This window comes from Pseudomonas sp. TE21394, from assembly GCF_054057835.1.
The window spans coordinates 476,031-489,710 of the sequence record NZ_JBSRZR010000001.1; the positions used below are offsets into that span (position 1 = coordinate 476,031).

Below are 13,680 nucleotides of genomic sequence, written 5' to 3' on the forward strand. Positions count from 1 at the left end.
GCGGCGTACTCACTTCTTCGCCGGGGCGGCGGCCTTGCCGGCGTTCGGGTCCAGTTCCTTGGTCATGTCGTCGAGCAACTTGTTCACCACCGGTACCGCAGGCTCCAGGCTCTGCTGGGTCAGCTGGGCCGACTGCTGGGTGACCTTGGGCATTTCACGCAGGACTTTCTTGCCCAGCGGCGACTCGTAGAACTTGACCAGGTCCTTGAGCTCCTGCTCGGTGAAGGTCTGGGTGTACAGGTCGACCATCTTCGGCTTCAGCTTGTTCCAGCCAATGGCGTTGTCCAGGGCGGCGTTGGCCTTGGCCTGGTAGCTTTCCAGTACGGGCTGCTTGGCGGCCGGGGCCTTGGTCTGGGCGAAACGCTGGGCAAACATCTGCTGGACCTGCATGTACACCGGGGTGCCCAGCTTGTCGGCGTTGGCCAGGGTCAGGAATTTCTCGGCAGCAGCGTTGTGGCTGGCGGTGGCAGCGAGTACCTGGCCGCTGGCGCAAGCCAGGGCAACGGCGGCACAAAGGACACGGAGACGGGTCATTGCATTTCCTTCAGAAGAGACAGAGGCAGGTACCTCAAAGTAGAGCATTCTGCGCCGTGGTGGCGATGTGCTCAAGTGGCACGACGAGCGACGGAACCGCTCGGTCGAATCAGGGCCTAAACTGCGATTTCGAACTACACAGGAGTGCGTACAGAATGAGCCGTATCGAGACAGACAGCCTGGGCCCGGTCGAAGTTCCTGAGGACGCCTACTGGGGGGCACAGACCCAGCGTTCGCTGATCAACTTCGCCATCGGCAAGGAACGCATGCCCATCGCGGTGCTGCACGCCCTGGCGCTGATCAAGAAGGCCGCCGCACGCGTCAACGACCGCAATGGCGACTTGCCGGCCGATATCGCCCGGCTGATCGAACAGGCTGCCGACGAAGTGCTGGCTGGCCAGCACGACGACCAGTTCCCGCTGGTGGTGTGGCAGACCGGCAGCGGTACCCAGAGCAACATGAACGTCAACGAGGTTATCGCCGGGCGGGCCAACGAACTGGCCGGCAAGGGCCGTGGCGGCAAGGCACCGGTTCACCCCAACGACCATGTCAACCGCTCGCAGAGTTCCAACGACTGCTTCCCCACCGCCATGCACATTGCTGCAGCGCAGGCGGTACACGACAAGCTGCTGCCGGCCATTGCCGAATTGTCCTCGGGGCTGGCCGAGTTGTCGGCGCGTCACCACCAGCTGGTGAAGACCGGCCGCACGCACATGATGGACGCCACGCCGATCACTTTCGGCCAGGAAGTGTCCGCATTCGTCGCCCAGCTCGACTACGCCCAGCGCGCCATCCGCGCCAGCTTGCCGGCGGTCTGTGAGCTGGCCCAGGGCGGCACTGCCGTGGGTACCGGGCTGAACGCCCCGCATGGTTTCGCCGAAGCCATCGCGGCCGAGCTGGCGGCGCTGTCCGGCCTGCCGTTCGTCACTGCGCCGAACAAGTTCGCCGCGCTTGCCGGGCATGAGCCGCTGACCAGCCTGGCCGGCGCCCTGAAGACCCTGGCTGTGGCGCTGATGAAGATTGCCAACGACCTGCGCCTGCTGGGTTCCGGGCCGCGCGCCGGGTTGGCTGAGATACGCCTGCCGGCCAACGAACCCGGCAGCTCGATCATGCCGGGCAAGGTCAACCCGACCCAGTGCGAGGCATTGTCGATGCTGGCCTGCCAGGTGCTGGGCAACGACGCGGCAATCGGCTTTGCCGCCAGCCAGGGCCATTTGCAGCTGAACGTGTTCAAGCCGGTGATCATCCACAACCTCCTGCAATCGATCGAACTGCTGGCCGATGGTTGCCGTAACTTCCAACAACATTGCGTGGCGGGTATCGAACCGGATGCCGAGCAGATGGCCGCGCACCTGGAGCGCGGTTTGATGCTGGTAACGGCGCTGAACCCGCATATCGGCTATGACAAGGCAGCGGAAATTGCCAAGAAGGCTTACGGCGAGGGCAAGACCTTGCGCGAGGCGGCACTGGAGTTGAAGTACCTGACCAATGAGCAATTCGACCAGTGGGTGCGGCCGGAGAACATGCTGGCCCCAGGTGGAAAGGGCTGACATCCAGACACCGCGCTCCTTGCAGGAGCCGCCTTGGGCAGCCCATCGCAACCCACGGCCGCTCCTACACCGAGCGCGCGACTTTGCGGAATTTGCGGGCCCGCCAGCTAGCCACCAGCGATGGCCCCAGCGCCACCAGCGCCGAACCCAGCACCACCGTGACCGCGCCGACATAACCCAGGGCGTTGATGTCCTCCGCGTGTACATAGGCAGGCCACAGCAAGGCCGCCAATGCTACCGCGACAAAGGTGACCAGCGGTGTCAGTGCCAACGTGGCACTCACCCGCGACGCTTCCCAGTGCGCCAGCGCCTCGGCAAATGCGCCATAGGCCACCAGGGTGTTCAGGCAGCAGGCCAGCAGCAACCAGCCCTGCACCGGGCTCAGTTGCAACGCCTGCAGCGGGTGTACCCAGGGCGTGAGCAAAGCGGCGCAACCGAGGTAGATCACCATCATGACTTGCTGGGAATTCCATACGGTCAGCAACTGCTTCTGGCTCAGCGCGTAGAACACCCAGATCGTGGTGGCCAGCAGGATGGTCAGCACGCCCGTGGTATAGGTGCCCAGCGAAGTCAGCAGCTCTTCAAGGCGCTGGTTGAAGAACAGACCAAACCCCGCCAGCAGGATCAGCAAGCCCATGCCCTGCCCCAGGCTGAAACGTTCGCGGAACACGAACACGCTGGCCACCAGCAACAGCACCGGGCCGAGCTGCACCACCAGTTGCGCGGTGCCCGGGCTCAGCAGGTTCAGGCCGATCAGGTACAGCACATAGTTGCCCATCAGGCCGAGCACGGCCACCAGCACCAGCCCCTTGCGCCTGGGCGTCAGTTTGCGAATGGACGGCAGGCGGCGCTGGGCCGTCAGCCAGGCGAACAGCAGCCCACCGGAAACCAGCAGACGGTACCAGGTGACAGTGACCGGATCGACCACTTGCAGCACCTGCTTGAGCTTGATCGGCAGAATGCCCCAGAGCAACGCCGTCAGAAGTGCCAGGAACAGGCCATAGCCCCAGCGGCCGGAAGTGGTGTGCATAAAGTCCTCGATCAAGCCCGTGGTGGGGGTGGTTGAATTCTAAAGGCTTGGAGGGCTGGGGCGGGCGCGAGTGCCGAGAAAAGAATTCATCAGGTCATTCTTCTGTGGCATGGCTTTGGAAGGCGTGGTACCGGTTCTGCCCTCTTCGCGGGGCGTGCCCGCGACAAGGCCAGAACCGGCAGCAACAATGTCGCTTATTTCTTGTCCCTGGCAAACGCCGCCTCGAGTGCCTGGTTGATGGTGCGCAACACTTTCACCCGCGCCCAGCGCTTGTCGTTGGCCTCCACCAGTGTCCACGGCGCGATCTCGGTGCTGGTCCGGTCGACCATGTCACCCACTGCCTGGACATAGCCGTCCCACTTTTCGCGATTGCGCCAGTCATCCTCGGTGATCTTGTAGCGCTTGAACGGGATCTGTTCGCGTTCTTCGAAGCGCGCCAGCTGGGTCTGCTGGTCGATCGCCAGCCAGAACTTGACCACCACCACGCCGGCATTGACCAGCTGTTCCTCGAAATCATTGATTTCGCTATAGGCGCGCATCCAGTCGGCCGGGCTACAGAAGCCTTCCACCCGCTCCACCAGGACCCGGCCATACCAGGAACGGTCGAAGATGGTGAACTTGCCACGCGCCGGAATATGCCGCCAGAACCGCCACAGGTAAGGTTGCGCGCGTTCTTCTTCGGTCGGCGCGGCAATTGGCACGATGCGATACTGGCGCGGGTCCAGCGCTGCCGCCACGCGGCGAATGGCACCGCCTTTGCCGGCAGCGTCATTGCCTTCGAACACCGCCACCAGGGCATGCCGGCGCATGCGCTTGTCGCGCAGCAGGCCAGCCAGGCGCGCCTGCTCGGTGACCAGCTGCTCCTGATACTCGGCCTTGTCCAGGCGCAGGGTCATGTCCAGCGCGCCGAGCAGGCTGCGCTGGTCGATGCTGCGGCCCAGCGGGGCGACGTTGCCGCGGTGCTTGGCCTTGGGGTCGCTGGCCAGCGCCGCCTGCAGGCTTTCCAGGAGAATGCGCCCCACCGCCAGGCTGCGGTAGTTCGGGTCGACGCCTTCGATGATGTGCCAGGGTGCATAATCGCGGCTGGTGCGCCGTAGCACGCGCTCGCCGAAGCGCACGAAGCGGTCGTAGGTTTGCGACTGCTGCCAGTCCAGCGGGCTGATGCGCCAGCTGTGCAAAGGGTCGTCCTTCAGCGCCTTGAGGCGAGCCTTCATCTGCTTCCTGGACAAGTGGAACCAGAACTTGATGATCAGCGCCCCCTCGTCGCAGAGCATTTCCTCGAGGCGCTCGGCGCCGGCGATGGCCTGGTCCAGCACCGCGTCCTTGAACAAGCCATGTACCCGCCCCTGAAGCATCTGGCTGTACCAGTTACCGAAGAACACGCCCATCCGCCCCTTCGGTGGCAGCGCCCGCCAGTAGCGCCAGGCCGGTGGCCGGGCCAGCTCCTCATCGGTTTGCTGGTCGAAGGTGAGCACATCGATCAGCCGCGGGTCCATCCATTCGTTGAGCAGCTTGACTGTTTCGCCCTTGCCGGCGCCTTCGATGCCGTTGATCAGCACGATCACCGGGAAGCGCGCCTGCTGCTTGAGTTCGTACTGGGCTTCGAGCAGGGCCTCGCGCAAAGCGGGTACCTCGGCGTCGTAAGTCTCCTTGTCGATGCTGTGGCCGATTTCGGCAGATTCGAACATGCATTGGCTCCTTCAATGGATAAGCAAGACTAGCGGATTTCATTTGTACCCGCGAAGTGCTCGGCACAGCCTGCGCAAACCGCCCGGATAGCTTAAAATCCGCCCATCCGCTGCAACCGAGCCAACCATGTCCACGCTTCTCCAGCAGGCCCAGATCGACTGGGACGCCCAGGGCCGCCCCCACTCGCGGCAATATGACGACGTCTATTTCGCAGTCAATGAAGGCATCGAGGAAACCCGTCATGTGTTCCTCGGGCAAACCCGCCTGGCAGAACGTTTCGCCGCCCTCGCCCCGCACGCTTGCCTGGTGATAGGTGAAACCGGCTTTGGCACCGGCATGAACTTCTATTGCGCCTGGCAGTTGTTCGAGCAACAGGCTGGCGCCGAGGCCCGCCTGCATTTCGTCAGCGTCGAGAAGTACCCGCTCGGCCGCGACGACCTGGCCCGGGCTATGCGCCTGTGGCCGGAGCTGGCGGCCTACAGCGAACCCCTGCTGGCGCAGTACGTGGCGCTGCACCCAGGTTACCAGCAGTTCACCTTTGCCAACGGGCGGGTCACCCTCACCCTGTTGATTGGTGACGTGCTGGAGCAGTTGCCACAACTGGATGCGCAGGTCGACGTGTGGTTTCTCGACGGCTTCGCCCCGGCCAAGAACCCCGACATGTGGACGCCGGCGCTGTTCGCACAGCTGGCGCGGCTGTCGCATCCCGGCACCGTGCTGGGCACGTTCACCACCACCGGCTGGGTACGCCGCAGCCTGGTCGACGCCGGCTTTGCGATGAAAAAAGTGCCGGGCATCGGCAAGAAGTGGGAAGTGATGAACGGCGCCTATGTCGGCGCTGCGCCCAGCGCCAGCCCACCCTGGTATGCCCGCCCGGAGGCCGCAGCGGGGCCACGCGAGGCGCTGGTCATCGGTGCCGGGCTGGCTGGCAGCTGCAGCGCCGCCAGCCTGGCCCGGCGCGGCTGGCAGGTGACCGTGCTGGAACGCCACGACGGGCCGGCACGGGAAGCGTCGGGCAACCCGCAAGGGGTGCTCTACCTGAAGCTGTCTGCCCATGGCACGGCACTGTCGCAAATGATCCTTTCCGGTTTCGGCTACACCCGGCGCCAGCTGGAGCGCCTGCAGCGAGGCCGCGACTGGGATGCCTGTGGCGTGCTGCAACTGGCCTTCGACAGCAAGGAAGCCGAGCGCCAGGGCAAACTGGCTGCGGCCTTCGCCCCTGACCTTTTGCACCCACTCCAGCGTGATGAGGCCGAAGCCATGGCTGGTGTGGCGTTGCCGGCCGGTGGGCTGTTCTATCCGGAGGGTGGCTGGGTCCACCCGCCGGCACTGTGTCAGCAGCAGTTGCAGCACCCTGGCATTCGCCTGGTGACACACCAGACGGTGCTCGACCTGCGCAAGGTCGGTGAGCTATGGCAAGCCTGGGCCGGCGAACGGTTGCTGGCCAGCGCCCCCGTGGTGGTTCTCGCCGGGGCCGCCGAAGTACGGCGCTTCGAGCCGTGCGCACAGCTGCCGCTCAAGCGCATCCGCGGGCAAGTCACCCGCTTGCCGGCCACTGCCGGTAGCCGCGCGCTGCGCACCGTGGTGTGCGCGCAGGGCTATGTGGCGCCACCGCGCGACGATGAACATACCCTGGGCGCGAGCTTCGACTTTCATAGCGAAGACCTGGCACCAACGGTGGCCGAGCACCAAGGCAACCTGGCGTTGCTGGATGAAATATCCCCCGACCTGGCCCAGCGCCTGGGTACCGCCGGGCTGGACCCGGCACGGTTGCATGGGCGCGCGGCGTTCCGCTGCACCAGCCCCGACTACCTGCCGATCGTCGGCCCGATAGCCGACGCCCTGGCGTTCAGCGAAGCCTATGCGGTGCTGGGCCGCGATGCGCGGCAAGTACCAGAGGTGGCGTGCCCGTGGCTGGACGGCCTGTATGTGAACAGCGGGCATGGCTCGCGGGGCTTGATTACCGCACCGCTGAGTGGCGAGCTGGTAGCCGCCTGGGTATGCGGCGAGCCGCTGCCGGTGCCGCGGACAGTGGCCGAGGCTTGTCATCCGAACCGGTTTGCCTTGCGCAGGTTGATTCGAGGCAAATGAACGGACCGGGGCTGCTGCCCAGCCCATCGCCGGCAAGCCAGCGCTCACAAGGGACGCAGTGCTATATAACAGATCGATCTAAAACTCTCACAAACCGCACAGGTCAGTTCCTTCAAGTGCCCTAATCCGGGGCACTCCCTCCCCAACGGAAAAACCGGTAAGGACCTATGTGCGGATTAGCAGGAGAGTTGCGTTTTACCCCCATCGACCAAGCCCCTCGCCCAGCCGACCTGGCTGCGGTAGAGCGCATTACCCATCACCTGGCGCCGCGCGGCCCGGATGCCTGGGGCTTCCATAGCCAGGGTCCGATTGCACTGGGCCACCGGCGCCTGAAAATCATGGACCTGTCCGACGGTTCGGCGCAGCCGATGGTCGACAACACCCTCGGCCTGTCGCTGGCGTTCAACGGCGCCATCTACAACTTCCCCGAACTGCGCCAGGAACTGCAGGCGCTGGGCTACACCTTCTGGTCCGACGGCGACACCGAGGTGCTGCTCAAGGGCTACCACGCCTGGGGCGCCGCCTTGCTGCCAAAGCTCAACGGCATGTTCGCCCTGGCCATCTGGGAGCGCGATAACCAGCGCTTGTTCCTCGCCCGCGACCGCCTGGGCGTCAAGCCCTTGTACCTGTCGCGCAATGGCGAGCGCCTGCGTTTCGCCTCGACCCTGCCGGCGTTGCTCAAGGGCGGTGACATCGACCCGGTGCTCGACCCGGTGGCACTCAACCATTACCTGAACTTCCACGCGGTGGTGCCGGCGCCACGCACCCTGCTGGCCAATGTACAGAAGCTCGAACCCGGCACCTGGATGCGCATCGACCGCCATGGTGAAGTGGAACGGCAGACCTGGTGGCAGCTGCACTACGGCGCCACGGTAGATGAACGCGAGCTGGACCTCGAAGGCTGGACCACCCGCGTGCTCGACGCCACGCGCGAGGCCGTGGCCATTCGCCAACGTGCCGCCGTGGATGTGGGCGTGTTGCTTTCCGGCGGGGTCGATTCCAGCTTGCTGGTCGGCCTGCTACGCGAAGCAGGCGTGGACGACCTGTCCACCTTTTCCATCGGTTTCGAGGACGCCGGCGGCGAGCGCGGCGACGAGTTCCAGTACTCCGACCTGATCGCCCGGCACTACGGCACCCGTCACCACCAGTTGCGCATTGCCGAGCACGAAATCATCGAGCAACTGCCGGCGGCGTTTCGCGCCATGAGCGAACCGATGGTCAGCCACGACTGCATCGCCTTCTACCTGCTGTCGCGGGAAGTGGCGAAACATTGCAAGGGCGTGCAAAGCGGCCAGGGCGCCGATGAACTGTTCGCCGGCTACCACTGGTACCCGCAGGTGGACGGCGCCGAGGATGCCTTCAGCGCCTACCGTGCGGCCTTCTTCGACCGCAGCCACGCCGAATACCGCGAGACCGTGCAAGCTTCCTGGCTGCTGGAAACCGATGCGGCAGGCGACTTCGTCCGCGAGCACTTTGCCCGCCCCGGCGCCGCCGATGCGGTGGACAAGGCCCTGCGCCTGGACAGCACGGTGATGCTGGTGGAAGACCCAGTCAAACGGGTGGACAACATGACCATGGCCTGGGGCCTGGAGGCGCGCACGCCGTTCCTCGACTACCGCCTGGTGGAGCTGTCGGCGCGCATTCCCGCGCGCTTCAAGTTGCCCGACGGTGGCAAGCAGGTACTCAAGCAGGCCGCGCGGCGGGTGATCCCGCATGAAGTGATCGACCGCAAGAAGGGCTACTTCCCGGTACCAGGCCTGAAGCACCTGGAAGGCGCCACCCTCGGCTGGGTACGTGAACTGCTGACCGACCCCAGCCAGGACCGGGGGCTGTTCAACCCGGCCATGCTAGACCGCCTGCTGAGCAACCCGCATGGCCAGTTGACCCCGCTGCGCGGCTCCAAGCTGTGGCAACTGGCGGCACTGAACCTGTGGCTGACCGAACAAGGACTCTGACCGATGAAAGCCCACGAAACTGCTTACGGCCAGCGTCTGTTGCGCGGCCAGGCGCCTTCCTACGAGCGCCTGCAGGCGCGCCTGGCCGGCGATGGCAGCCAACCGCACGACCAGCCGCGCGCCGTACATTGTGGTTGGGGCCGGCTGCTGATCGGCCACACCTACGCCGACCCGGCCCGGCTGGCCGAAGACCTGCTCGGCGAGTGCCCCGGCGAACGCGACATCGCGCTGTACGTGGCCGCCCCCCAGCAGGTGCTGGCCCATGCGCCACAGCAGCTGTTCCTCGACCCGTCCGACACCCTGCGCCTGTGGTTCACCGATTACCGCCCGGCGCAGCGGGTGTTCCGCGGCTTCCGCGTGCGCCGGGCGCAGAACCCCGGCGACTGGCAGGCCATCAACACCCTGTACCAGGCGCGCGGCATGTTGCCGGTCGTCCCCGAGCTGCTCACCCCTCTCGACCAGGGTGGCCCCGTTTACTGGCTGGCCGAGGACGAAGACAGCGGCACGGTCATCGGTAGCGTCATGGGCCTGAACCACGCCAAGGCATTCGACGACCCCGAGCACGGCAGCAGCCTGTGGTGCCTGGCGGTGGACCCGCACTGCACCCGCCCTGGCGTCGGCGAAGTGCTGGTACGCCACCTGATCGAGCACTTCATGAGCCGCGGCCTGGCCTACCTGGACCTGTCGGTGCTGCACGACAACCGCCAGGCCAAGCGCCTGTACCAGAAGCTGGGGTTTCGCAACCTGCCGACCTTCGCGGTCAAGCGCAAGAACGGCATCAACGAGCAGTTGTTTCTCGGCCCTGGACCGCAGGCGGACCTCAACCCTTATGCGCGCATCATCGTCGACGAGGCCTTGCGCCGGGGTATCGAGGTACAGGTAGATGACGCCGCTGCCGGGCTGTTCACCCTCAGCCTGGGCGGGCGCCGCATTCGCTGCCGGGAATCGCTGAGCGACCTGACCAGCGCCGTCACCATGACCCTGTGCCAGGACAAGCGCCTGACCCGCCAGGCCCTGCATAACGCCGGGCTCAAGGTGCCGGCACAGCAACTGGCCGGCAACGCCGACGACAACCTGGCATTTCTCGACGAGCACGCAGCGGTGGTGGTCAAACCGGTCGATGGCGAGCAGGGCCAAGGTGTCGCGGTCAACCTCACCACGATCGAGGACATCACCCGTGCCGTCGAGCATGCGCGCCAGTACGACAGCCGGGTATTGCTGGAAAGCTTCCATGCCGGGCATGACCTGCGCATCGTGGTCATCGGTTATGAAGTGGTAGCCGCCGCCATTCGCCACCCGGCGCAGGTGGTGGGTGACGGCAAGCACAGCATTCGCCAGCTGATCGAGGCGCAGAGCCGCCGCCGCCAGGCGGCCACCGGCGGCGAAAGCAAGATTCCGCTCGATGAAGAGACCGAACGCACCCTGGGCGCAGCAGGCCATGGCTACGACGATGTGCTGCCTCCAGGGCAGCATCTGAATGTACGGCGCACCGCCAACCTGCACACCGGCGGCACCCTGGAAGACGTGACCGAACGCCTGCACCCGGCGCTGGCCGAGGCCGCCGTACGGGCGGCACGGGCGCTGGAGATCCCGGTAGTGGGGCTGGACTTCATGGTGCGGGATGCCGGGCAGCCGGAGTACGTGATCATCGAAGCCAACGAGCGTGCCGGGTTGGCCAACCACGAGCCGCAGCCGACCGCCGAGCGTTTCATCGACCTGCTGTTTCCGCATAGCCGGCCTTTGGCGTGAACCAGTGCCGGCCTCTTCGCGGATAAAGCCGCGAAGAGGCTGGCACAGCAGTAAAGGAGTCCGACCATGTCCGACCGACATCCCGAACCCGATCTCGACTACCTCAAACGCGTCCTGCTGGAGATGCTCGCCATCCCCAGCCCCACCGGTTTCACCGACACCATCGTGCGCTACGTGGCCGAACGCCTGGAGGAACTGGGTATCCCTTTCGAGTTGACCCGCCGCGGCACCATCCGTGCCACGCTCAAGGGCCGGCAAAGCTCGCCGGACCGCGCAGTTTCCGCCCACCTGGACACCATCGGCGCCAGCGTCCGGCAATTGCTCGACAATGGCCGCCTGGCCCTTGCGCCGGTGGGCTGCTGGTCCAGCCGCTTCGCCGAGGGCAGCCGGGTCAGCGTGTTCACCGACACCGGCGTGTTCCGTGGCAGCGTGCTGCCACTGATGGCCAGCGGCCATGCCTTCAACACCGCCATCGACCAGATGCCGATCAGCTGGGAGCATGTCGAAGTGCGCCTGGACGCCTACTGCGCCACCCGCGCCGATTGCGAGGCGCTGGGTGTAAGCATCGGTGACTTCGTCGCCTTCGACCCGTTGCCCGAATTCACCGATAGCGGCCACATCAGCGCCCGCCACCTGGATGACAAGGCCGGCGTGGCGGCACTGTTGGCGGCACTGAAGGCAGTGGTGGAAAGCGGCCGTCAGCCACTGATCGACTGCCATCCATTGTTCACCATTACCGAGGAGACCGGTTCAGGCGCCGCCGGTGCCTTGCCCTGGGATGTCAGCGAATTCGTCGGTATCGACATTGCCCCGGTGGCGCCCGGCCAGGCTTCCAGCGAACATGCGGTGAGCGTGGCCATGCAGGACTCGTCGGGGCCTTACGACTATCACCTGTCGCGACACCTGCTGAAACTGGCTGGCGACCACGACCTGCCGGTGCGCCGCGACCTGTTCCGCTACTATTTCAGTGATGCTCATTCGGCGGTCACGGCAGGCCACGATATCCGCACCGCACTGGTGGCGTTCGGTTGTGACGCCACTCATGGCTACGAACGCACCCACATCGATAGCCTGGCGGCGCTGAGCCGGTTGCTGTCGGCGTACCTGTTGAGCCCGCCGGTATTCGCCAGCGATTCGCAGCCGGCCAATACCTCCCTGGAGCGCTTCAGCCACCAGCTGGAACATGATGCGCAGATGGAGAGCGAGACTCGGGTACCCGCGGTGGATAGCCTGGTCGGTCAAAAGGGTTGAGGGCCCTGGGGCTGCTTTGCAGCCCCGAAGGCCGGATGTTTCGCGTAGCATGCCACTACCGACACCCTAGGCAACGCCCACCATGCTGATCCCTTACGACCAACTGCAAGCCGAAACCCTGACCCGTCTGATCGAAGACTTCGTCACCCGCGACGGCACCGACAACGGCGACGATACCCCGCTGGAAACCCGTGTGCTGCGGGTGCGCCAGGCCTTGGCCAAGGGCCAGGCGTTCATCCTGTTCGACCCGGAAAGCCAGCAGTGCCAGTTGCTGGCCAGGCATGACGTGCCGCGCGAGTTGCTCGACTAGCCGGCCTGGCTGCTTCGCAGGCAAAACCGCGCAGAGGCAGGAAGCAGCATCAGGCTTTGCCTTGCTTGGCCTCCTTGATGCGCTTGTACACCTCGGCCCGATGCACCGGCACCTCGCGCGGTGCATCCACGCCAAAGCGCACCACCCCGTCGCGCGTTTCCACCACCATGAGTCGAATGTCATCGCCGATCACGATGACCTCCCCCACTTCGCGTCCTATTACCAACATGCTCCTGTCCTCCAGCGAAAGGGAAAACCGGAGCCTGCCTTGCTGGCATCTGGCTACTCAACAGTTCCGCAGCGATTCAGAAGCACCCCACATATCGAAGTAATTTTTCTTACAGACCAATCAACGTGAATGGGCCTTGGCACGCATCTTCATTGCCATGTCGGCCATCTCGTCATACAGCCGCTCTGGCGCCTGGCGTTTCAGTTGCCAGGCCTGACGCCCGGCTTCGTGGGGCAGGATCAGGAATTCGCCGGCGGCAACCTGGCGGTGGATGTAGTCGGCGATTTCCGCTGCATTGATCGGCGAGCCTTCCAGCAGTTTGCCCACCTGCGCCTTCATCGCCGGGTTCGGCCCGCGGAACGAATCCAGCAGGTTGGTCTGGAAGAACGACGGGCACACCACATGCACCGCTACCTCGAGCTGGCGCAGCTCCACCAGCAGGCTCTCCGACAAGGCCAGCACGCCGGCCTTGGCCACGTTGTAGTTGCTCATGCCCGGGCCCTGCATCAACGCCGCCATCGAGGCAATGTTGATGATGCGCCCCTTGCTGCGCTCCAGCAGTGGCAGGAACGCCTTGCAGCCCTTGACCACCCCCATCAGGTTGATCGCGAGTTGCCAGTCCCAGTCTTCCAGCGACAATTCGGCGAAGAACCCGCCTGCGGCGACACCGGCGTTGTTGACGATCACATCGACGCCGCCGAACTGCTCGCTGCAGGCCTGCGCCAGGGCGGTGAGCTGGCTGTAGTCGCGTACGTCGCAGCGCTGGACGAAGCCGTCGCCACCCTCTTCCCGCACCCTTTCCAGGGTGTCGCGCAGGCCGGCTTCGTTGACGTCGGCCAGCGCCAGGCGCCAGCCCTCTCGCGCCCAGCGCAGGGCGATCTCGCGACCGAGGCCGGACCCGGCGCCGGTGATCATGATGCGGTTTTGCATGGTGGCTGGCCTTGTTTCGATGAAGGGTGAATGCAGTCTAAACAAGGCACTGGGTAACGGCAGGGTTCATCAGGGTAGTGAATGGGCTGGCATGCTGCCTGCGTCGCCGGCACAGCAATGGAATCTTTCACAAGCGGCACAGGTCCCAATCTACAAGAGGCCAGCAGTCCGAGGCCCTTGACCCTCAACCACGCAAGGACTCCGTCATGACCACGATTCTGATCATCATCCTGATTCTCCTGCTGATTGGTGGCTTACCGGTCTTCCCGCACTCGCGCAGCTGGGGCTATGGCCCGTCCGGCATCATCGGCGTGGTGCTGGTGATCCTGCTGGTGTTGTTGTTGCTAGGCATGATCTAGCGC

Annotated in this window: 12 protein-coding genes; 7 read left to right on the top strand and 5 right to left on the bottom strand. The window is 65.0% G+C overall.

Features of this window, described 5'->3' with window-relative positions:
- Positions 1–9 precede the first annotated feature (9 nt).
- On the bottom strand, positions 10–534 hold the full coding sequence (locus ACVWZT_RS02175) for a DUF2059 domain-containing protein (protein WP_087501528.1): 525 nt from the start codon (positions 532–534) through the stop codon (positions 10–12).
- A 155-nt stretch (positions 535–689) separates the two neighbouring features.
- Between ACVWZT_RS02175 and ACVWZT_RS02180 the strand changes: the two genes are divergently transcribed.
- On the top strand, positions 690–2,084 hold the full coding sequence (locus ACVWZT_RS02180) for a class II fumarate hydratase (RefSeq protein ID WP_296235186.1): 1,395 nt from the start codon (positions 690–692) through the stop codon (positions 2,082–2,084).
- 64 nt (positions 2,085–2,148) lie between these two features.
- Here ACVWZT_RS02180 and ACVWZT_RS02185 read toward each other — a convergent pair whose 3' ends face one another.
- Both ACVWZT_RS02185 and pap read right to left on the bottom strand, forming a co-directional pair.
- Positions 2,149–3,114 carry a DMT family transporter gene (locus ACVWZT_RS02185; protein WP_296235187.1) on the bottom strand — a complete coding sequence of 322 codons (966 nt, stop codon included), beginning with the start codon at positions 3,112–3,114 and terminating at the stop codon, positions 2,149–2,151.
- 194 nt (positions 3,115–3,308) lie between these two features.
- Complete coding sequence (pap, locus tag ACVWZT_RS02190) at positions 3,309–4,802, bottom strand: polyphosphate:AMP phosphotransferase (RefSeq protein WP_457467957.1); 1,494 nt, start codon at positions 4,800–4,802, stop codon at positions 3,309–3,311.
- 127 nt (positions 4,803–4,929) lie between these two features.
- Here pap and mnmC point away from each other — a divergent pair, with 127 nt between their 5' ends.
- From mnmC to ACVWZT_RS02215, 5 genes are all read left to right on the top strand, one after another.
- On the top strand, positions 4,930–6,894 hold the full coding sequence (gene mnmC / locus ACVWZT_RS02195; RefSeq protein WP_457467958.1) for a bifunctional tRNA (5-methylaminomethyl-2-thiouridine)(34)-methyltransferase MnmD/FAD-dependent 5-carboxymethylaminomethyl-2-thiouridine(34) oxidoreductase MnmC: 1,965 nt from the start codon (positions 4,930–4,932) through the stop codon (positions 6,892–6,894).
- Between the two features lie 167 nt (positions 6,895–7,061).
- Positions 7,062–8,849, top strand: a complete 1,788-nt coding sequence (locus ACVWZT_RS02200; RefSeq protein ID WP_296235190.1) for an N-acetylglutaminylglutamine amidotransferase — start codon at positions 7,062–7,064, stop codon at positions 8,847–8,849.
- A 3-nt stretch (positions 8,850–8,852) separates the two neighbouring features.
- Entirely contained in the window at positions 8,853–10,598 is a 1,746-nt protein-coding gene (ngg, locus tag ACVWZT_RS02205; protein ID WP_296235191.1) for an N-acetylglutaminylglutamine synthetase, read from the top strand.
- A 66-nt stretch (positions 10,599–10,664) separates the two neighbouring features.
- On the top strand, positions 10,665–11,849 hold the full coding sequence (locus tag ACVWZT_RS02210) for an osmoprotectant NAGGN system M42 family peptidase (protein ID WP_457467959.1): 1,185 nt from the start codon (positions 10,665–10,667) through the stop codon (positions 11,847–11,849).
- Positions 11,850–11,931: 82 nt separating this feature from the next.
- Entirely contained in the window at positions 11,932–12,159 is a 228-nt protein-coding gene (locus tag ACVWZT_RS02215; protein WP_051099660.1) for a YheU family protein, read from the top strand.
- Positions 12,160–12,208: 49 nt separating this feature from the next.
- On the opposite strand, the gene csrA is transcribed toward ACVWZT_RS02215, so the two are convergent.
- Positions 12,209–12,388 (bottom strand): carbon storage regulator CsrA, encoded by a 180-nt coding sequence (gene csrA, locus ACVWZT_RS02220; protein WP_296235194.1) that lies wholly within the window; start codon positions 12,386–12,388, stop codon positions 12,209–12,211.
- 120 nt (positions 12,389–12,508) lie between these two features.
- The gene (locus ACVWZT_RS02225) at positions 12,509–13,318 is read right to left on the bottom strand and encodes an SDR family oxidoreductase (RefSeq protein ID WP_296235195.1); all 810 of its coding nucleotides are present in this window, start codon (positions 13,316–13,318) and stop codon (positions 12,509–12,511) included.
- A gap of 206 nt (positions 13,319–13,524) precedes the next feature.
- On the opposite strand from ACVWZT_RS02225, the gene ACVWZT_RS02230 reads away from it, so the two are divergent.
- A complete protein-coding gene (locus ACVWZT_RS02230) occupies positions 13,525–13,677 on the top strand; it encodes a DUF3309 family protein (RefSeq protein WP_003252624.1) in 153 nt (50 codons plus the stop codon).
- Positions 13,678–13,680 lie beyond the last annotated feature (3 nt).

What these genes read in the sequence shown, in the direction of transcription:
- ACVWZT_RS02210 (WP_457467959.1), top strand. Translation starts at nt 10,665, where the DNA reads ATGTCCGACCGACATCCCGAACCCGATCTCGACTACCTCAAACGCGTC.
- ACVWZT_RS02185 (WP_296235187.1), bottom strand. Translation starts at nt 3,114, where the DNA reads ATGCACACCACTTCCGGCCGCTGGGGCTATGGCCTGTTCCTGGCACTT.
- pap (WP_457467957.1), bottom strand. Translation starts at nt 4,802, where the DNA reads ATGTTCGAATCTGCCGAAATCGGCCACAGCATCGACAAGGAGACTTAC.
- ACVWZT_RS02225 (WP_296235195.1), bottom strand. Translation starts at nt 13,318, where the DNA reads ATGCAAAACCGCATCATGATCACCGGCGCCGGGTCCGGCCTCGGTCGC.
- csrA (WP_296235194.1), bottom strand. Translation starts at nt 12,388, where the DNA reads ATGTTGGTAATAGGACGCGAAGTGGGGGAGGTCATCGTGATCGGCGAT.
- ACVWZT_RS02175 (WP_087501528.1), bottom strand. Translation starts at nt 534, where the DNA reads ATGACCCGTCTCCGTGTCCTTTGTGCCGCCGTTGCCCTGGCTTGCGCC.
- ACVWZT_RS02215 (WP_051099660.1), top strand. Translation starts at nt 11,932, where the DNA reads ATGCTGATCCCTTACGACCAACTGCAAGCCGAAACCCTGACCCGTCTG.
- ACVWZT_RS02200 (WP_296235190.1), top strand. Translation starts at nt 7,062, where the DNA reads ATGTGCGGATTAGCAGGAGAGTTGCGTTTTACCCCCATCGACCAAGCC.
- mnmC (WP_457467958.1), top strand. Translation starts at nt 4,930, where the DNA reads ATGTCCACGCTTCTCCAGCAGGCCCAGATCGACTGGGACGCCCAGGGC.
- ngg (WP_296235191.1), top strand. Translation starts at nt 8,853, where the DNA reads ATGAAAGCCCACGAAACTGCTTACGGCCAGCGTCTGTTGCGCGGCCAG.
- ACVWZT_RS02180 (WP_296235186.1), top strand. Translation starts at nt 690, where the DNA reads ATGAGCCGTATCGAGACAGACAGCCTGGGCCCGGTCGAAGTTCCTGAG.
- ACVWZT_RS02230 (WP_003252624.1), top strand. Translation starts at nt 13,525, where the DNA reads ATGACCACGATTCTGATCATCATCCTGATTCTCCTGCTGATTGGTGGC.